17 protein-coding genes are annotated in these 19,940 nt (G+C 53.9%); 5 read left to right on the top strand and 12 right to left on the bottom strand.

What is annotated here, in order from left to right; genetic code table 11:
* Positions 1–53 precede the first annotated feature (53 nt).
* Entirely contained in the window at positions 54–1,463 is a 1,410-nt protein-coding gene (gene dnaA / locus DYU11_RS16735; RefSeq protein WP_119668832.1) for a chromosomal replication initiator protein DnaA, read from the bottom strand.
* A gap of 284 nt (positions 1,464–1,747) precedes the next feature.
* Here dnaA and DYU11_RS16730 point away from each other — a divergent pair, with 284 nt between their 5' ends.
* Positions 1,748–3,202 (top strand): methylmalonyl-CoA mutase family protein, encoded by a 1,455-nt coding sequence (locus DYU11_RS16730; protein WP_119668831.1) that lies wholly within the window; start codon positions 1,748–1,750, stop codon positions 3,200–3,202.
* A gap of 71 nt (positions 3,203–3,273) precedes the next feature.
* On the opposite strand, the gene DYU11_RS16725 is transcribed toward DYU11_RS16730, so the two are convergent.
* On the bottom strand, positions 3,274–4,755 hold the full coding sequence (locus tag DYU11_RS16725; RefSeq protein ID WP_229365875.1) for a S8 family peptidase: 1,482 nt from the start codon (positions 4,753–4,755) through the stop codon (positions 3,274–3,276).
* Positions 4,756–4,963: 208 nt separating this feature from the next.
* On the opposite strand from DYU11_RS16725, the gene scpA reads away from it, so the two are divergent.
* The 3 genes from scpA to DYU11_RS16710 all read left to right on the top strand — a co-directional run bounded on the left by scpA (position 4,964) and on the right by DYU11_RS16710 (position 9,055).
* Positions 4,964–7,108 carry a methylmalonyl-CoA mutase gene (scpA, locus tag DYU11_RS16720; protein WP_119668830.1) on the top strand — a complete coding sequence of 715 codons (2,145 nt, stop codon included), beginning with the start codon at positions 4,964–4,966 and terminating at the stop codon, positions 7,106–7,108.
* Positions 7,109–7,301: 193 nt separating this feature from the next.
* The gene (locus DYU11_RS16715) at positions 7,302–7,928 is read left to right on the top strand and encodes an NADPH-dependent F420 reductase (protein WP_119668829.1); all 627 of its coding nucleotides are present in this window, start codon (positions 7,302–7,304) and stop codon (positions 7,926–7,928) included.
* Between the two features lie 119 nt (positions 7,929–8,047).
* The gene (locus DYU11_RS16710; RefSeq protein ID WP_119668902.1) at positions 8,048–9,055 is read left to right on the top strand and encodes a DUF2278 family protein; all 1,008 of its coding nucleotides are present in this window, start codon (positions 8,048–8,050) and stop codon (positions 9,053–9,055) included.
* A gap of 72 nt (positions 9,056–9,127) precedes the next feature.
* Here the strand turns inward: DYU11_RS16710 and DYU11_RS16705 are convergent, their stop codons facing one another.
* Together DYU11_RS16705 and DYU11_RS16700 are read right to left on the bottom strand one after the other, a co-directional pair.
* On the bottom strand, positions 9,128–10,306 hold the full coding sequence (locus DYU11_RS16705) for a lipase family protein (protein WP_119668828.1): 1,179 nt from the start codon (positions 10,304–10,306) through the stop codon (positions 9,128–9,130).
* 351 nt (positions 10,307–10,657) lie between these two features.
* Positions 10,658–12,685 carry a tetratricopeptide repeat protein gene (locus DYU11_RS16700; protein WP_119668827.1) on the bottom strand — a complete coding sequence of 676 codons (2,028 nt, stop codon included), beginning with the start codon at positions 12,683–12,685 and terminating at the stop codon, positions 10,658–10,660.
* A 106-nt stretch (positions 12,686–12,791) separates the two neighbouring features.
* Between DYU11_RS16700 and DYU11_RS16695 the strand changes: the two genes are divergently transcribed.
* On the top strand, positions 12,792–13,679 hold the full coding sequence (locus DYU11_RS16695; protein WP_119668826.1) for a DNA/RNA non-specific endonuclease: 888 nt from the start codon (positions 12,792–12,794) through the stop codon (positions 13,677–13,679).
* Positions 13,680–13,682: 3 nt separating this feature from the next.
* On the opposite strand, the gene DYU11_RS16690 is transcribed toward DYU11_RS16695, so the two are convergent.
* From DYU11_RS16690 to gcvH, 8 genes are all read right to left on the bottom strand, one after another.
* A complete protein-coding gene (locus DYU11_RS16690; protein ID WP_119668825.1) occupies positions 13,683–14,756 on the bottom strand; it encodes a fatty acid desaturase family protein in 1,074 nt (357 codons plus the stop codon).
* An 85-nt stretch (positions 14,757–14,841) separates the two neighbouring features.
* Positions 14,842–15,738 (bottom strand): phosphogluconate dehydrogenase (NAD(+)-dependent, decarboxylating), encoded by an 897-nt coding sequence (gene gnd, locus DYU11_RS16685; RefSeq protein ID WP_119668824.1) that lies wholly within the window; start codon positions 15,736–15,738, stop codon positions 14,842–14,844.
* Between the two features lie 104 nt (positions 15,739–15,842).
* Entirely contained in the window at positions 15,843–16,199 is a 357-nt protein-coding gene (locus tag DYU11_RS16680; protein WP_119668823.1) for a VanZ family protein, read from the bottom strand.
* A 39-nt stretch (positions 16,200–16,238) separates the two neighbouring features.
* Complete coding sequence (gene gldF / locus DYU11_RS16675) at positions 16,239–16,958, bottom strand: gliding motility-associated ABC transporter permease subunit GldF (protein WP_119668901.1); 720 nt, start codon at positions 16,956–16,958, stop codon at positions 16,239–16,241.
* A 92-nt stretch (positions 16,959–17,050) separates the two neighbouring features.
* A complete protein-coding gene (locus DYU11_RS16670; protein WP_119668822.1) occupies positions 17,051–17,572 on the bottom strand; it encodes a DUF4199 domain-containing protein in 522 nt (173 codons plus the stop codon).
* A gap of 32 nt (positions 17,573–17,604) precedes the next feature.
* A complete protein-coding gene (locus DYU11_RS16665) occupies positions 17,605–18,156 on the bottom strand; it encodes a DUF4199 domain-containing protein (protein ID WP_119668821.1) in 552 nt (183 codons plus the stop codon).
* Positions 18,153–19,460 carry a dihydroorotase gene (locus tag DYU11_RS16660; RefSeq protein ID WP_119668820.1) on the bottom strand — a complete coding sequence of 436 codons (1,308 nt, stop codon included), beginning with the start codon at positions 19,458–19,460 and terminating at the stop codon, positions 18,153–18,155. Before DYU11_RS16660 ends, DYU11_RS16665 begins: the two co-directional genes overlap by 4 nt.
* Before the next feature lie 65 nt (positions 19,461–19,525).
* Positions 19,526–19,909, bottom strand: a complete 384-nt coding sequence (gene gcvH, locus DYU11_RS16655) for a glycine cleavage system protein GcvH (protein WP_119668819.1) — start codon at positions 19,907–19,909, stop codon at positions 19,526–19,528.
* Between the last annotated feature and the right edge of the window lie 31 nt (positions 19,910–19,940).

Raw genomic sequence — 19,940 nt, 5'->3', positions numbered from 1 at the left:
GGCATAGAACTCGTTACCATGCGGCCACGGTCATAGAGGGTTCTGGGCTGCCGTTATTTAAACTGCGCTTTCAGCTTCTCGACGGCGTCGCGGGTTTCGGCTTTCTTGCTCACCAGGTCGCTGATCGTCTGGATGGCATGGATGACGGTACTGTGGTCACGTCCGCCGAAATGATAACCGATTGATTTGAGGGGCAGCCCCGTTTTTTCCTTGGCCAGGTACATAGCCACCTGCCGCGGATACACCAGTTCACGCTTGCGGGACTTTGATTTCAGTTCGGCGATGGTCACCCCAAAAAAATCGGCCACAACTTCCTGAACTGAATCAATTGTCACTTCCCGCTCGGAATCTTCGACAATGTTGCGCAGCGTATGTTTGGCGAGTTCGAGATCGATTTCACGCCGGTTAAGCGATGCCTGTGCCATCAGCGACACGATGACGCCTTCGAGTTCGCGGACGTTGGTGTTGATGCTGTGAGCCAGATACTCAATGACATTATCTTCAATATACACACCTTCGGCCATCAGCTTTTTCTGAATAATGGCAATGCGGGTTTCCAGATCGGGCGTTTGCAGATCGGTAGTAAGCCCCCACTTGAAGCGCGACAGCAGCCGGTCTTCCAGGCCGTCGAGGTTCTTGGGAGCCCGGTCCGACGTCATGATGATCTGCCGGCCCGACTGATGGAGGTGATTGAAAATATGGAAGAAAATTTCCTGAGTTTTCTCTTTCTTCTGCAGAAACTGCACATCGTCCAGCACCAGCACATCCACCTGCATATAAAAACTGCTGAAGTCGCGGAGCGTATCCGTCTTGATGGCGTTCAGAAACTGGTTGGTAAACTTCTCCGACGTAACGTACAGCACGAACTTACCCTGGTTGTTATTCTTGATGTAGTTGCCGATGGCCTGCACCAGGTGAGTCTTACCCAGACCAACGCCCCCGTAAATCATCAGGGGGTTGAAGGACGTAACACCCGGCCGCTGTGCTACGGCATAGCCTGCGTTGCGGGCCAGCCGGTTGCAATCACCTTCAACGTAATTATCAAAGGTATACGTCGGGTTCAGGTACGAATCCAGCGTCAACGAGTCGAGGTCTTTGAGCTGGAACGGACTTTTCAGAATATCGGGGTTGACGTTATCGGGTTTAGCCGTTTGGGTCGATTTGGTGGTCGGTACATTGACCGTCAGCGGGCGATTCGTTTCGTTGCCCTTATCCACAATAATTGAGTACTCCAGCTGACCATCGCGGCCGATGGCATGATCGAGGGCTTTGCGCAGGACATGCACGAAATTTTCCTCCAGCCATTCGTAAAAAAACTGGCTTGGAACCTGAATAGTCAGTACGTAGCCGCTGAGCCGAAGCGGCACAATCGGTTCAAACCAGGTTTTAAAACTTTGTTCAGGCACGCTCTCCCGGATCACGTGCAGACAGCGATTCCACACCGTCATTACTTCACGCTGCATGCCTGTCTGAGTAGTTACGTTCACGGGACATCTATAGGTTACGTTGGGTGTCGCTCAAAAAAGGGAGACAAAGGTAGCTAATTATCCGGCTCGGCGATAATGTCGTACATTCCTAAGCTAAAATAAAGGGAATCGGCGGATGTGTCAACGAACAATGTGAATCCCTTTGAATAATGCAACCCCGGTTCGACTTAAACGGCTTTTGAACGCTTTTGCCCTCGAAAAAAGAAACTGTTACTTTTACGTACCAGTGGCCGGGCTGATGCCTACCCCTGCTTACTCATATGTTTGCTGAACACTTCTCAACTGCCGATAAACAACAGTGGATTGAACAGGTTCGAAAAGACCTCAAAGATCCGGCTGCTTACGAAACGCTGCGCTGGTCAACGCCGGAGGGATTTACCCTCGAACCTTATTATACGGCCGATGACCTGGCTACGTTGCCCCTTACTGATCTACAGGCCGCCCAAAGGCAAGTGCCCGGCTGGCTGAATGCCCCGGAACGGACTGTTTCTGACGAAAAAACGGATAATCCAGCGCTACGGGACGCGCTAAGCCGCGGGGCAGATGCGCTGGTGCTGAGCTGGTCAACAACGAGAGAATCCGCCACAACCCGGTCTGACGCGACTCGGTCTGACGCGACTCGGTCTGACGGTACGTCAGACCGCTTTTCTGTACCTGATATCCGGTCTGACGTACCGTCAGACCTGGCGCGCCTGCTCAATGGCATCAAGCTCAGCGACACCCCCGTTTTTTTTCGACGTCATGATGAAGTCGCTGCGTTCACATCCGCTTTACGCCAGGTTGCTCCCTACCAGCTCAAAGGCGGTTTACTAACTGACCCACTGGCTCATTGGGCAACGACGGGTGAGCCGTATGCCGATACGTTGAACGACATTGTTGAGGCAACCCGCCAAACCACCGACTCTCCGCAATTTCGAACCATTACCGCCAGCAGCCACGCGTTCCATAACGCTGGGGCCACGGCTAGCCAGGAACTGGCTTTTCTGTTTGCATCACTGGCCGATCAGTACGATTTCTTAACCGACTCCGGACTGACTGTCGATGCGATTTTCCCTAAAACCCTGCTGTCGGTTTCGGTTGGCACGAGCTACTTCGTGGAGATCGCCAAATTGCGGGCAATACGGGTTCTTTGGCAGCGATTCAGTACTGCCTATGGTCAGCCCCCGGCTCCCTGCCCCCTGCTCCATGCGCAAACGTCTACTTTTTACGACGCCGTTGCTACGCCTTATACAAACCTGCTCCGGGCCACTACCGAAGCGATGGGGGCCGTGATTGGCGGCTGTGATGTATTGACGGTGCATCCTTATGATACGGTCTTAGAAGCGCCCAGTGAGTTTTCCGAGCGTATTGCCCGCAACGTATCCGTGCTGCTGAAAGAAGAATCGTATTTTGATAAAGTTGCTGATCCGTCGGCCGGGTCGTACTACGTCGAAATCCTGACGCACCAGTTAGTGGAAGCAGCCTGGGCCTTGTTTCTTCACGTCGAAACGATGGGCGGATTTGTCAAAGCGTTCGAGCAGGGGTTCATTCAGTCTGAAATTGACCGTTCGTATCTGGCTAAAGTTGAAGCCGTACGTGCCGGAAAGGTACTGGTTGGCGTCACCAAATTCCGGCATGACGAGCAGTCGGCTGTTCGGAACACCGCAGCGTCTGAAAGCAAGTCTGAATTACAAAATCGGCTACCTGACCGGCGACTGGCGCTGCCATTTGAATAGTCATAAACCACTTATACCCACAAAGGCGGCTCAGTAAGCCGCCTTTGGGGTATATACTGAATAAGCTAACGTTATTGAACTGACGAAACAGCGCGGTACGCATTTACGCGGCCATGTCCGTACAAGGGATCACGACCTGTTTTGCCGAGATCATCTGCCGATGCACGTAACGTCGCTTCGACACGAGAGGGATCCATCTGTCCACCGTTTTTTCCGATGATCAGGGCGGCTACACCTGCAGCGTGTGGACACGCCATGCTAGTACCGGCAGAGAAGTAATATTGTCCACCAGCACCAGGACTGTTACCTGTGCTTAATACCATATCGTATTGCCAGTTGGTATTCGGATACAGTGAATAATCGCCCCCGGGAGCCGCAAAAGTTACGTCGGGCGTTCCATAATTTGAATATGACGCAAACCGATCAAGATTCGTGTTCCGATTGGCAAACCAACCGGCCGGCCCCGTGGCTGAAATAGAAATGACGTTCGGCAGGTTAGCCGGAATACTTAAACCAGAGCCGTCTTTATTGCCGTTAATCGCGTCGTTTCCTGCCGCAGCCATCAGAGTAACTCCCTGTGAATTCGCATAATTCATAACGCGGGTTAAAGCGTTGATCAGCTCCTGCGTCCCTTTAGCGTCATGCCCAATGAAGTCGTCTGATGGATCGGCGGGTGTTCCATTGTCATCAAGGTACTTGCCATTACGAAGCAAGAACGCCCCTAAGCTCATATTGATAACATCGGCTTTTTGATTCACGGCATCCAGAACTCCCTGAATTAGCCAGGAGAACGAACCTGAACCGCTATCTCGCAGCACTTTAATTAGCAATAACTTAGCTTTGGGCGCAACCCCTACTACGCCAATGTTGTTGTCAAGCGCGGCTACCGTACCTGCAGTATGTGTGCCATGGCTCCCAACGTCGCCAAGAGCATATTGAGCCGATTCGCCCGGTACAAAACTCTTGCTGTACACAATGTTGCCGGCCAGATCGGGATGGTCCAGATCAAAGCCACCATCCAATACAGCCACCCGAGCGCCTTCGCCCTGGTAACCCGCCGACCAGGCTGCTGGAACACTAATGGCTTTGTGACCCCACTGAAACTGGAAAAAGGGGTTGGTTGCAGGATTAGTTGCGGACTGTTCTGTCACTTTATCCAAAATAGCCTGATCAGTGTACACTGCCGGTGGGTCGATCCACTGCGCTTCGGCATCGCGAATAACTGAGCTGACACCAGCAAGGCGGCCTGCCTTATCCGCAAATTTTGGGTCGTCTGACGTAGCAGTAGCTATGCCGATTTCACTCATAACACGGCCAACTTTACCGTTGATTTTACTAACTTCATTCTCGAAATCAGCTGGTAGTTGGTCGCCCGTGGCGATGATGATGTACTGACCACGACGAAGCGTAATGCTGGTTTCAGGATTACCAACACGAGCAGACCGCCCACCAAACTGATCGACTGGCTGCAAAGCATCTTCTTTTGAACAGGCAAGAAATAAGGCGGATAAAGCGCCGAAGGTCAATAATGTTTTGGGAAATAGGTTGGGCATTTGTTGAAGTAGTGACAAAGATGAATAATTTGACAACTTTGCATATAAGAAACCGCCTTAGACTTTCTACTCTATAAAGTAAAATACATTTAAAAAACCAGACGTTTCGATTTACCAGGCTTTCGTCCAGGGCCTCTGGGTAAACGACCCCGCCAAAACGAGCATTATACACCTGGAAAGTTGTACTTTCGCCGTACGATATTTTCGCATGAAACCCAACTTCACCAACATAACTGACTCTAACCCGGCGCACCTCCAGCCTCATCTGAATGGAGCATCAAAGCCCTTCACTACGGCCGAGGGTATCAAGCTGAAACCCCGCTTCACCGTCGCCGACGTACAAAACGCCGAACATCTGCACTACGCGGCCGGGATTCCACCGTATCTGCGCGGTCCCTACAGTTCGATGTACGTCCGCCAGCCGTGGACCGTCCGGCAATACGCGGGCTTTTCGACGGCGGAAGAATCCAACGCTTTTTACCGGCGTAACCTCGCGGCCGGCCAGAAAGGCTTATCTGTTGCGTTTGATTTAGCCACTCACAGAGGCTACGATTCTGACCACCCTCGTGTGGTAGGCGACGTCGGAAAGGCGGGCGTGGCCATCGACTCGGTTGAGGACATGAAGATTCTGTTCGACCAGATTCCGCTCGATCAGATGTCGGTCAGCATGACCATGAACGGGGCGGTTATTCCGGTTATGGCGTTTTACATCGTTGCGGCCGAAGAGCAGGGTGTGAAGCCGGCGAAGTTGTCGGGCACGATCCAGAACGATATTCTGAAGGAGTTTATGGTGCGGAACACGTACATCTACCCGCCCGAACCATCGATGCGCATCATCGGCGACATTTTTGCCTATACGGCGAAGCACATGCCGAAGTTCAACTCGATCAGCATCAGCGGCTACCACATGCACGAAGCGGGGGCACCGGCTCAACTGGAACTCGCCTATACGCTGGCCGACGGGCTTGAATACATCCGTACGGGTCTACGCGCCGGTATGAGTATTGACGATTTCGCTCCGCGTTTATCGTTCTTCTGGGGAATCGGCATGAACCACTTCATGGAGATTGCCAAGCTACGGGCCGGACGGCTCCTGTGGGCGAAGATTGTCAATCGCTTCGAACCAAAAAATCCGAAGTCGCTGGCGCTGCGGACCCACTGCCAAACGTCCGGCTATAGCCTGACCGAGCAGGACCCGTTCAATAACGTGGCCCGCACCACCATCGAAGCGTTGGCGGCCGTGCTGGGCCATACGCAGAGTCTGCACACCAACTCGCTGGACGAAGCCATCGCCCTGCCCACCGATTTTTCGGCCCGGATTGCCCGGAACACGCAGCTTTATCTGCAACACGAAACCGACGTTACCCGAGTTGTTGACCCCTGGGGCGGCTCGTACTACGTCGAATCGCTGACTAAAGAGTTAACTGAAAAAGCCTGGGCGCTGATTGAAGAAGTTGAACAGCTCGGCGGTATGACCAAAGCCATCGACACCGGCTTACCCAAGCTACGTATCGAAGAAGCAGCCGCCCGCAAACAGGCCCGCATCGACGCGGGGAAGGACGTGATTGTGGGCGTAAACCGCTACCGCCCCGAGTCGGAAAAAGAGATCGAATTGCTCGAAGTCGACAACCAGGCCGTCCGCGACAACCAGATTAAACGCCTGCAGGAAATCAAAGCCCGGCGGCTCGGGAGCGACGTACAGGCGGCTCTGGAGGCCCTGACCCGGAGCGCCCAAACCGGCGAAGGAAACTTACTGGCATTAGCCATCGACGCGGCTCGTCACCGCGCTACGCTGGGCGAAATCTCCGATGCCATGGAAAAAGCATTCGGCCGCCACAAGGCCACCATCCGGGCCATATCCGGCATTTACTCCGCCGAGGTTTCCGACGACGAGAACTTCCGGCTCGCCCGCGAACTGTCCGATCAGTTTGCCGAACTAGAAGGACGCCGGCCACGGATTCTGGTTGCCAAAATGGGGCAGGACGGTCATGACCGGGGCGCTAAAGTCATCGCGACCAGTTTTGCGGACCTCGGCTTCGACGTAGACATGGGGCCCTTGTTCCAGACCCCCGAGGAAGTAGCCCGCCAGGCTGCCGAAAACGACGTGCATATTGTCGGCGTATCGAGCCTGGCTGCCGGGCACAAGACGCTGGTGCCTCAGTTGATTGACGAGTTGAAGACGATTGGTCGCGAGGACATTATGGTCATTGCCGGCGGTGTAATCCCGGCGCAGGACTACCAATATCTCTACGATGCGGGCGTGAAAGGGGTTTTCGGGCCGGGGACGGTAATTTCCATTGCGGCCCAGAAGATCCTGAATGAGTTGATTGGTACGCCGTATCAGGGAAATTGACTTGTTCGTATCTTCACTGACGGGAATACATCAGCTATGACGTATTGATTGCGGGCCTTCCGATGCGCCAGTTGCGCATTTGATCATCAACCGCCGGGCGAACAGATTCACCGGTTCATGGGAAAGTACGCCAAAGCGCACTTTTTGCAAACGGGCTTTTGTTATCCTGCCGAACCATTCACCCGACTGACTCATGAAAATTGGAATCATTGGTGCCGGAAATATCGGCCATACGGCCGCCCGTTTATTTGTTCAGGCTGGCCACGACGTTACGCTTAGCAACTCCCGCGGGCCGGAATCATTACGCGGTGTAGTGACCGAGCTAGGTGAAAAGGCGCAGGCTGGCACTGTTGAGGAAGCAGCGGCCTTTGGCGACGTAGTGCTGCTGGCCGTACCGTGGAGCAAACCGGAGGCCTTACCAACTCCCGAAACAGTTACCGGCAAAATTGTTATTGACGCCATGAACCACTACCGCCCCGGCTTCGGGCTGTATGATCTCGGCGATTCGACGGCAAGTGAAGAAACCGCCAAACGGCTGCCCGGCGCCCGGCTTGTGAAAGCGTTCAATACGATCTGGTACAAGCACCTGGCCGAGCAAGGCGATGTTTCCAAACCTGAAGACCAGCGTCGGGCCATCTTCGTCGCCGGCGACGATGTTGATGCGAAAAAGATCGTTTCTGACCTGATCCGGGAAATTGGGTTTGCTCCGGTCGATACCGGTTCACTACGCGACGGAGGTCGGCGGCAACAACCGGATACCCCCATCTACAACAAGTCTGTTACGGGCGCAGAGGCCCGCAAAGCCCTTGCGTCTGTCTAAGAAGCACCAGGTTGTTTGGGGTAAGTCTGGTAACATAAACTTAACAGCCATTCCCTCAAAGTCCGCTTATTCAGGCGGACTTTTCTTGTATGTTTCCCGCCCAACGCAATCCCCGTTTTATGCCACTCAAGAATTACGGTGTTCTGAAAGGTAAAGTTGTCGGCGCGAAACCTGGCGGTGCCAGCAGCAACCATTTTCACGTACTGATCGACGCGGCCGGTGTGTCGTACCGAATCGCCATCAACGTGTATTCACAGTCGACCAATAACCGCGATCTTCAGTTCTTCTTAGCGGAAAATTTTCAGCATCCCATTACGTCGCAGGTTAAGTCACTGCCCGTTGGCTTCACCGAAGTAGCCCAGCAACCCGACGGGCAGGCGCTGGATTTCATTCGCGGAAACCTGTTCGACATTAATCAGATGGCGGTTATTCCGCGCTTTCAGGAGGGGCCAGACAACGACCTCAACGATAAGATTAATTTCTACATCGACCGGGCGCTACGTCGCGAAGCCACGTTGTATGCTTTTGGCGAAACCTGGGGACCGGAAAACGATCGGCCTGACCAGTATTTTAGCTTTCTGCCGGGTCGGGGTATTCACGATATTCACATGAACCAGGGCAATCCGAATCCCGGCCCCCATGCGTGGCAAAACGGCGTGTGGCAGGATGGCGGCTTCCTGATTCACTTTGAACCGGAAAATAACTGGGTAGGCTACTTTCTCAAGTTTCAGAGCCAGAGTGTTCACACCGACGACCTGACCGGCCACCCGATTCCGTTTGACCAGCCCAACTTACCCGAAGTACGTAAGGGCATCCGGATGCTGGCTGCGCTGATCAATCCAATCGGCAACGACCCTGGTCTTGAAAAGATTTTACTGTTCAATCCGCTGCCCGACACGATCAGCCTCAACGGCTGGGGAATACTGGACAGCGCCGAGAAAAAAGAAACGCTCTCCGGCACGCTGGCTTCCGGCGAAACGAAAACCATTACGCTCTCCGGACGCAATGCCCAGCTTTCGAACCGCGGTGGTCTGATTACGCTGATTGATGAAAACGGCCTGAAAATTCACGGGGTGAACTACACCGAACAGGATGCCCGGGCGTCGGGTCAATGGCTTATTTTTTAAGACACCTGCTCAGGAACGGTGCCCGGCTCAATTCCGATGTTTGAGCCGGGCACCGTTCCTGCTTTTAAGACCTTAGTTTAATACCTGAGCGAAGAACATTTCGGTGCCGATGATGAAATCGGTCATTGCATTGTTATGGTTCTTGCCCCGCAAGGTAATCAGGCCGACGGCCGGTGCCTGCCGGAGCTGCATGGCGTCATACGCGTTTTTAGAGTTGAAATAGAAGACAAGCTGATCGGCATCGCCATGGTAAAGCCGGGTGGGAACCCGCGGCTTCCAGTCATGTATATCATTATCCTCCACCGCGCTTAAAAACTCTGTATCCGTGCCATCATTAACCGCCCGACGGAACGAATCGGTGAGGGCCAGGTGCAGACTAACGCTGATTGTTGCGTCTTTGCCCTTCTGAGCAATCTGGGTTGCATACGGCTCTTTAAAGTAGTACGACATCGGCCGGTTTAGTCCATATACTTTATCGTACGTCAGTAGCGCCCAGATGTAATTACCGTTATAGTCGGCATTGCCGCTGGTCTTGTTGTTAATGATGTACTTCATGAATGCCGGCTTATCATAGCCACCGGCCCCTACACTCGACGCAACCAGGTTAAACTCGGCGGGTACGTCTTCTTCCAGTTTTTTCTGCAAAGCCATCGTCGCAAACCCACCCTCGGAATAGCCTTCCAGAAACAGGCGGCTATCCCAATTCACGTTCTTTTGAGCCAGAAACTGCCGGGCTGCCCTGAGCATATCCAGACTGGCCGATGCCAGACTACTCCGGTGTTCATAAATATGCGGTACGTTTCGGGAAGCGCCGTAGCCAATGTAGTCAGCAGCCGCTACGATAGCCCCCCTCGTCGCAAACCGATTGCCAACTGTATACCCCTCTGTTCCGGAAATGTAATAGGAAGGTGCCTGCCGATCGACTTCAATGGTATAATGCTGAAGACTTATTAATGGCGAGGGAGTGGTTTTATCCGGTACCAGCAGCAAACCCGAAGCCTGAATTGGCGAGCCGTCTACGTTAGTGGTTTTGTACACGAGTCGGTACGCCTTAACGTCATAAGCTCCTGTCGCCGAGGTGTTATACCCCCCGATCAATGTTGCTGATATGAGCGTGTTGGTAGCCTCAATACGAGCGCCTTTACCCACCGATGTGCTTATCTCAGCGGCCGGCTGTTCACAACCGGATAAAATGATTGACCCAACAAGCAGGCCAATACCTAACGAGGTAAACGTTGAGCAGAATTTCATACGTGCTGTTATTAAACGGTCTCATAGATTTGATTTTCCGCATGAAAACAGCTTGTTACCCCTCCTGTTACATCGATCAAACAGATGAGTATGAGCAGGCCATACACCTTATTAAAATTTTCATAATACACATAGGTATTGTATAATATATTTTATACCCACCACAATATTAACAGGCTCTACGTATTGATTATCAGCAATATAACCATACGATCATTTTCTATTTGTTTATGATAACTTTTGACAAAATCGTGCAATAGAAGAACTCTAAGTTAAACAAAGTCAATTTTTGACCATACAAAAAAGCCCCTGTTCAAACGTTTGAACAGGGGCTTGAAGGCGGGTAACAAATCAATACTTTCTCAGGATACTATCCGGTAATGCCCTTACATCCAGGCCAAAACTCCGATTCAGGTTTGCCCAGTTGTTGCGTCCATCCTGATAGGCCGGGTTTACGATCATCGACTGATTGTAGTAATACGATGCCAGTTCGAGCTTCCGGCGGTCGTTTTGCATCAGGCCCTCATTCTGGTAGATTACGCCCAGGTTATTGTAAGCCGGTGCATAGGCCGAAGCCGCCCGGATGGTTTGTTTGTAGTAGTACTTGGCCGAATCGACATTCGGAATGATCTTCTGAAAAACGTACGCCATCGAGAAGTAAGCCTCGCCGAAGTTTGGATAAATCTGCGTCGACTGCTGCAGGTGGTTCAGCGCCAGGCGGCCGTAACGGTTGGCCTCTTTGTCCTCGAACTGGATATTTACCTGAGCCGTAGCAACCGAATCGGCGGGAATACGTTTGGTTTGCAGCCGCCGTTGCAGCGTATCAATCTGCACCCGGCTCTTCAGCCCTTTTTCAATCCACTCATTGGCTACGTGCCGCTGCACCTGGCAGCTGTTGGGCGCATAGGGCAGGGCCGAATTGAACAGCACGAAGTTGCTTACCCAGTCCTTGTTGCGGTCAACGGTTTTGAACGAGTACAGGCCCGTTACGACGGCCATCAGGGCCAGCAGCGGGGCATACTGAACCAGCATACTGCGCTGGCTTCCCGTAGCTGCTGCGTCAGCGGTGGCTATGTCGGCTGTCTGTGGCCGGTCACGTACCAGCAGTTTCTGTAGTCCCCAGATCACCACAAACCCAAAGCCCATTACGGCCGCGTACAGAAACCGTTCGGCCAGAATACCACCACGGAACAGAATAAAGCCAAGCCCGGGTGCCATGGTTACGAAGAACCAGAACAGGCCAAACCCCCAGAGCGTCCGCCTGATGAAGCCTTTGATGGTCAACCAGGCCAGCGCTACCAGTGAGAAAAAGCCGGCCCACGACAGCATATCGCCTTTCCCACCGGAGGGTATTACGTTGTAAGAATAATCGTACACCAGCGGATGCGGCAGGAACAGCAGCCGGATATAGTACATGAAAAACTTGAACGTAGTCGATTTCTCGGTCTTCTCAATGGCGTAGGGGTAGTTGGCCCAGTCGACCGGCGGCTTACCACTCAGCGTACCGATCATCAGTTTTTTCTGGTAGAAGAACAAAGCCGCCACAATCAGGAACGGCCACAGGCTCGCCAGCGACTGCCATACACTCCGGCGGGCAAACCAGTACTGCATGGCCGGGATCAATCCCAGACTGACAATCGACGATTCTTTCGACAGGAACGCCATGTAGAGCGACACACAGGCCGCAAAAATCCAGCCCCAGTGCTTGGTTTCCAGGTAGCGCCAGTGCGCCAGCAGCATGAGCGAAATAAACAGGAAGCTCAGCAGTTCGTCGCGGCCCTTGATATTGGCTACAATTTCGGTGTGGATGGGGTGCGCGATGAACACCAGCCCAATCAGGAAAGCGGTAATGGTTTGCTTAGGCAACCACTTTTGCAGCAGCACGCCGATAACCAGCCCCGTCAGGGCATATAAAACCGCATTGATTATGTGACTGATGTTCGGGCTATCCTTGAAATACTCCTGCTCCAGCGCAAACGTGATCAGCGACAACGGCCGATAGTAACCCAGCGAAATATTGCTGAAGTGCCAGAACTCCGTGCGGAGCAGGTCAGGAATGCCCGCGATCCCTTTTTTTACGAACAGGTTCTGGCTGATGGCCGCAATGTCGTCAAGGACGTAGCCATGGCCGAACGTGTTGATATACAACGCAAAGCCAAGCAGCGCCAGTACAATCGACGGCCACCACGTAACGGCCCGCACGGCAATGGGCAGCTCGGGGGCAGCAGACGCTACCTGCGGTTTGGGAGAGGTAGGGCGGGGGGGCGTACGCACGGCCTCCGCCGAACGAACCGGCCGGGTCTGTGTAGCGGAGGGGGTCAAAGCGGGCTTTGGCGCGACCGGTCTGACTGGACCGGCAGGTTGCTTCTTTTTTGCCATAACAGCAGTTAACTCGTCAGGTTTCGCTCAATTTTGCGACTTATTCTCGAACAAATCAGGCGCAGTTTAGTAAGCCACTTAATTGGTAGTGTAAAGTTCAGGAAGGATGTCAACAAAATCAATTTTCTTGGTTTATCAAATCAAAACTATTGTCGGCGTTTTGATGGTGGCTTTGTTGATGAGCCAGTGTTCGCCCACCAACCTGCCCCGAACAAGCCCCAGCCGGGGGTCTACGATGCCCACCCGCGACGATCACCTCGCCCTGGGAAACCCAAGTGGTGCATCGACCGGCGATCCAAACAACTACCTGCTGGTCAAATCGGCCTATGTGCTGTCGTTTCATCGCCAGCGCGGTATTGCCAACTGGGTCAGCTGGCACCTGAGCCCCGCCTGGAAAGGCGCTAGCCCCCGTTCCAACGATTTCCGTCCCGATCAGACCCTGCCGTCAGGCTGGTACGTGGCCAGAACGTCTGATTACACGAATACCGGCTTTGATCGCGGTCACCTCTGCCCCTCCGACGACCGGGATAGTTCGCCGGACGACAATGCGGCCACGTTTCTACTCACTAATATCGTGCCACAAGCCCCTCGACACAACCGGGAAGTCTGGAAAAGCCTGGAAGATTACAGCCGCCAGCTTACCGCCAACGGCAATGAGGTGTACGTTATAGCAGGTACGTTAGGGGCGGGAGGCACCGGTCAGAACGGCTACGCAACCCAGATTGCCAACGGAAAGCTGACCGTTCCGGCCTCGCTCTGGAAGATTATTGTCGTGCTGCCAACCGGCTCCAATGATGCGGCCCGGGTCTCAACCGACACCCGGATAATTGCCGTCAACATCCCAAATACCCAGTCGGCGGCCGATAAACCCTGGCAGGCTTACCTGACCAGCGTGGACGAGCTTGAAAAGCAGACAGGCTACGATTTCCTGTCCAACGTACCGACCGATGTTCAGCGGGTTATTGAAAGCCGCCCCGACGGCAGTATGAACTGACCATCAGGCCACAGCTATCGCCGTGGGCACAGGCTCGGCAATAGGCAGCCGTTTGGTCCGGTGCCGCATAACGGCAATCACTTCAGCCTCGTCGCGGAAAGCGCCGTTTACGTTGACAACGTGAGCAGCCAGCTTATCGTACCGCTTGCGCATCAACAGCACAAACACCTGCAGGAAATCAAGCCCATCGAAAATAATCGCCTGGTTCTGAACGTACTTGTCGATGGTTTTCAGGAAGAACGTAGGGTGTTCGGTCCAGTGCATGGCCGGACGTACGTGATGGCTGATGTGATAGCCGTCGTTCCAGCACTTCCGGTTGTACTTTACGTTGATGCAGGTAATGCTGTTTTTATAGGCATTGCCTGGGTCGTCGGCGTCAACGAAGGCGTGCTGCGTCCAGTTACCCAGCATGGCCACCATCCGATACACCAGAAACGGCAGAATGAACACGATCACCGTAGCCGGCCAGTTAACAAAGCACAGGGCAATGCACCCAATAATAAAGAGGGCCTCACCCGCAATGGCCCGGTACGCCAGCTTCATGCGGTTCTTTTTACGCAGGTAGTTTGTCAGATCGATCATGCCAAAGAACAGGAACGCACTGAAGTAGTGAAGAAAGCTGCGCAGGCTATCGCGTTGGTACGCCATCGTGCTGCTGTCGTCGTCTTCAAGGTTGTTCTCGGGATGGTGCATGCCGATGTGGTGGCTGAAATACGTCTCGGGCGTCTGTCCGAAAAACGGGGCCACAATCCACGGCAGGTAGTAGTTCATCCACTTGTATTCCGGCTTGAAAAAAGGCCGGTGACTGGTGCAGTGCAGCATCAGCCCAAACGGCCCTTTGAACGTAAACGTAGTGATGTAGATGTGCAGGAGGGCAATACCCCACCACAGCCATCCCGTCACGAACGGCATAAACAGCAACACGCTGAGGGGAATAACAGAGACCGTAATGCGGAGTGTCAGGTAAACGAACGGCAGATCGCGCTCATCCTTGATGAATTGTAAAAAAAAGCGATCAAGTCGATTGTAGGGACGTTCTACAAAGGTAGGATCCTGAATAGTGCCAAGTGCCTTCATCCGCTAATACGGGGGTTAAAAGGTTGGGTTTAGAAATATAACGAAGTGAAAACCGATAGATTGGCTCAGCAAGCAGTAACTGGTATCAATTTTTTGCGACGGCGTGTCCGCCGAACTCATTTCGGAGGGCGGCTACTACTTTGCCCGAGAACGTATCGTCCTGCAATGACCGGTAGCGCATCAGCAATGACAGCGCGATGACGGGCGTCGGTACGCCCAGGTCAAGGGCCGTTTCGAGCGTCCATTTTCCTTCGCCCGACGAGAACATACGCCCTTTGATTTCGTCCAGTTTAGCGTCCTTGCGGAAGGCGTTTTCGGTCAGTTCCATCAGCCAGCTACGAATTACTGACCCGTGGTTCCACATTTTGGCAACGGCTTCAAAGTCGAGCGGGAACTGGCTCTTCTGCAACACCTCGAACCCTTCAGCAATGGATTGCATCATGCCGTACTCGATGCCGTTGTGCACCATCTTGACGAAGTGCCCGCTGCCGGCCGGACCGGTATAGAGATAACCGTCTTCGACCGAAATATCCCGGAAAACCTCATGCAGCGGCTCGATAACGTCGGGGTCACCACCAACCATCGTGCAGGCACCATTCAGGGCTCCGCTGATGCCGCCACTCGTGCCGCAGTCGAGGAAACCCACGCCTTTTTCTTTCAGGTAGGCATGCCGCCGAACCGAATCCTGGTAATGCGAATTACCACCATCGATGATTACGTCGCCGGGCTGCACCAGCGGCAGCAGCTGTTCAATGACGGTATCGACCAGGGGGCCGGCCGGAATCATGAGCCAGAGCACGCGCTTTTCGGGCAGCGCATTGTAGAGGTCGGCCAGGGCCGTAACGCCCTCGGCGCCTTCGGTTTTTATGGCATCTACTAATGATTGGTTAATGTCGTAGCCGACAACGGTGTGCTTGTGGCGAAGAAGATTAACGACAAGATTATAGCCCATCTTGCCGAGGCCAATGAATCCAATATGCATAACGATCAGTGGTTTGGCGTACAAATTGGCGATTTTTTCCCAATGCCCTCCCCTACCGAGGCCTTAATTTTATCAAAAATCATCCTGAACGGCCACGGATGTGTTTACAGACGCTGTTTCTGGAAGAGCCGCTGCCAAACCAGCCCAAGCGCTATACCGATCACGGTTCCAACCGCATCGGCAATGGCATCCTGCACATCGGCGCTCCGGTGGATCGGTAGAATTCCCTGGCAGATTTCAATGAAACCGCCGTACACTATGCCCGCCAGTAAAACCGGTACGGCCCGGTAGCCGGCCAGTATCCACAACCAGCCAAACGGGACAAAAATGGCAATGTGCATCCACTTGTCGTGCCAGACGGTGAGCACCGGCGGAATATCCGGCCCGGGTAGCGAGCAGCCAAGTAGGATGATGATTGTCCAGGCGATGGCTGCTCCGCGGACTACTGCAAGGGTATTCATCAGGTCGTATTGGTTTATACCGCAAAGATACACGCCATCCTACCGCTTCAGCCGGTTCGCCGTCAGCAGCAGAAAAAATACGATCAGGCTTATCAGGTAGATGACATTCCGTGAATCGATCAAACCACGGCCCAGCGCCCGGTATTGCTCATCGAGCGCAAAATAGGATACGTAGTAAGATAGCCCTCCCAGAACGTTTAAACCGGCGATTTCGCTCAGGCCCATAAAAAGCAGGAAGCAGAAAAACACGCCCAGCACGAACGCAACGACCTGGTTGTCGTTCAGCGATGAAGCCCACAGCCCAATGGCTACGAACACGCCTGCCAGCAGCAGCAGCCCAATGTACGACCCGGCCACCCCGGCCGAATCGATGTTCCCTGCGGGGCTACCCAATTGATAGAGCGTTACGTAGTACAGCAGAGTCGGCACCAGCATGAGGGCCACAAGCAGCCAGCTCGCCAGAAACTTGCCCGCCACTACGTTCCACCGGCTGACGGGCTTGGTCAGCAGCCACTCCAGCGTACCGGTACGTACTTCCTCGGCGATGGATCGCATCGTAACGGCCGGTACCAGAAACAGCATGACGTAAGGCGTCAGGTTGAAGAAAGACCCCATATCGGCATAGCCGTAGTCCAGCAGACTGGTGTCGGGGAAAACCCAGAGCAGCAATCCCACAGCCGTCAGGAATACGACCATGATGATGTAGGCAATGGGCGAACTGAAGAATTGATTTATTTCTTTCCGAAAGATAGCCAGCACGGTTTGGTTTGCAGTTTGTAGTTTGACGTTTGTGGCTTGCCGCTTTACGGCCCCGTCGACCGTCAAACTACAACCTGCAAACCACAAACTTTTTATTCAAACGGATTTGCCTTGTTCCGGCGCATAATGGCCGCGATAATTAACGACAGCACGACGCCGATCAGTATCGATCCGAAAATTCCAAACACAAACAGCAGGCCCGGGCTCTGAAACGACTGCCCCATTTCAATGGCCTGATCAATCTGCTCGTCGGTCAACTGGCCCTGTTCTTCCAGCTGTTCACGCGTCTGCTCCATCAGGCGCTCCCGAAAGCCGGTGTCAATCACTGTCATGTAGAGAATGCTGTAGGCCGACGACAGCACCCCGGCAATAGCCGACGCCAGGGCACCCAGCCCAACGCCTTCGCCATAGGTCATGTAGCCGCCATTAGCCGTGCGGAATTCGCGCATCGCCAGCACCAGACCGGCAATGAAGATGCCGTAACCCAGCACGCTCAGGCCACGGTTCGTCGTTAAGTTAAGGACGAATAGCAGGGTTGAATAGAGTATCGTACCTACGCCGATAATCAGCCCCCACTTTAAAGCAACACGAGCGGTAGATGTTTTTTCATCCATCGAACTAAGTGATTAGGTTAAAAGAAGTTGGTTTACCGCAGCACACTGTAGTCCTGCTTGCGGAAGATAAGGGAAATTATAAGTACCGGCAATACCGCCAGAATTGTTTTCTTGGTCAGTTCGTCGGGCAGCAGCACCCCCGGCTCCATGCTGTTCACCTGCTTCCACTGTTCATCAAAGGTGGCCTGGCCCAGTTTTTCGACAATCTGCGGTTTTCCTTCCAGCAGCAGTTTCTTTGAGTTCGCTACGTATTCGGCAAAAACGCCCGGATCAACGAACGTGATGAACAGATAGATCAGCCAGCCCGTTACGAGAGCCGCCATGGTGTTGAGCACGTAGCAGATGCTGATGCCCTCCCACAAATGCAGCAACCCATTGCCGACTGTCCGGCGGTAGTACCAGACGGCCGCTACCATCAGGATGATGTGGATACCAAAATCCAGCGACCGGATGTTGCCCAGCGGGGGTATGTCTACCGCATAGAGCGCCAGAAAATACCCGAAACAAAGCACGCCCGTCAGCAACCCGAACAGGAGCGGGAGTTTCAGCAGCGGTTGGTTAAGATAAGCGATGATTTGCTTCATACGACGTGGTGAAACTGGCCCAGATGCACCGTTCCGATCGCACGACCGGTCAGCGTCTGGCCCAGAAACGGCGAATTCTTTGATTTAGATAACGACCGGTCGAAGGTCCACTGTTTCGCCGGGTCGAACAGCGTCAGGCTGGCGGGTTGTCCTTCCGCGATGCTGACGGTTGGCAGCCGTAGAATCTGGCGCGCCCGGATCGTCAGTTTTTCAATAATCTGCCCCAGCGACAGTTCGGTGTTGTGGGTGATGACCGCACCAAACAACGTTTCCAGACCGGTTACGCCGAACTCGGCCAGATCAAACTCCAGATTTTTGCTCTCGGCATCCTGGGGCGTATGATCCGACACAATGGCGTCGATGGTTCCGTCGGCGAGGCCCTGCCACAGAGCCGCTACGTCGTCGGCCGACCGAAACGGTGGATTCACTTTCAGGTTCGTATCGAAGCCGGCCAGCGCCGAATCATCAAACACGAGCTGATGAGCCGCTACGTCGCAGCTAACGGGCAGCCCACGCTGCTTGGCCTGCCGAATCAGCTCAACCGAGCGGGCCGACGAAATGGTGGAGAAATGCAGGGAGGGCGGGGACGGCAGGGGTGACCCGGAAGCCAGTGCCCCTGCATCTTCCAGAACATACGCCAGTAGCCGCAGATCGCGCTCAATAATCAGTTCTTCGGCAATGGCCGGCATGCCTTTCATACCCAGCAATGTGCTCTGTACGCCTTCGTGCATCTGGCCGAAGCGTGTCAGCAACTGCTCTTCCGGCCGGTTCATCAGCAAACCGCCGATGGGTTGCAGATACTGAAGGGTTTTCAGCAGCAGATCCGGGTTCTGAAGCGGGTGCAGCCCATCCGAAAACGCAACCGCTCCGCCATGATGCAGATCGATCATTTCGGTAAAATCCTCACCGGCTGCTTTTTTCGTGATGGCGGCTATGACATGAACCGTAACGGGCTGCCCTTCGGCCATGCGCCGGACGTAGCCCAGGGTGCCTTTCGTATCGACCACGGGCTGGGTATTCGGCAACAGGGCAATGTCGGTAAAGCCCCCGGCCGCGGCTGCCCGGCAAACGCTCGTAATGTCTTCTTTGTGTTCGAATCCGGGATCCTGAGCCAGTGCCCGCAGATCGACCCAACCCGGCGATACGTGCAGATTAGCCTCTTCAATAATCCGGGCGTTGTCGGGGGCGGTAATGTCCGCACCGATCTGCTGAATGAGCCCGTTTTCGATCAGCACATCACAAACCTGCCCGTCGACCGACGAAGCCGCATCAACAATGTGCGCAGCGCGAATGAGTAGTTGCATAGGTTAAAAAAAAGCCCCACGGGCAATGAGCCACGCGGAGCCTTTGGACAATCGGTTATGGGCCATCAGGCACCAACTAATTCTTTGTACGCGTCGGCAGTCAGCAAGTCGTCGGTCTGGCTCGCGTCGGCAGGTTTTACCCGGATCAGCCAGCCGCGGCCGTATGGATCACTGTTGACCAACTCGGGCGATTTTTCAATCTCCGCGTTGATTTCCAGCACCTCGCCCTCGATGGGCAGGAACAGATCGTTTACGGTTTTTACGGCCTCCACGGAGCCGAACACATCACCTTTGCCAAGTGACTCGCCAACCGTCGTTACATCGATAAAAACAATGTCGCCCAGTTCCTGCTGCGCGAAATCCGTGATGCCTACCACGGCCGTGCCGTCCTCCTCTATCCGAATCCACTCGTGGTCCTGCGTATAACTCAGTTCAGCGGGGAAATTCATTCGTATCGTTCTGGTTTGTTCCGCAAAATAC

This window comes from Fibrisoma montanum (assembly GCF_003583365.1).
Lineage (GTDB): Bacteria > Bacteroidota > Bacteroidia > Cytophagales > Spirosomataceae > Fibrisoma > Fibrisoma montanum.
Note: the sequence above shows the minus strand (reverse complement) of the source record. Positions and strands in the feature narration are given on the sequence as shown.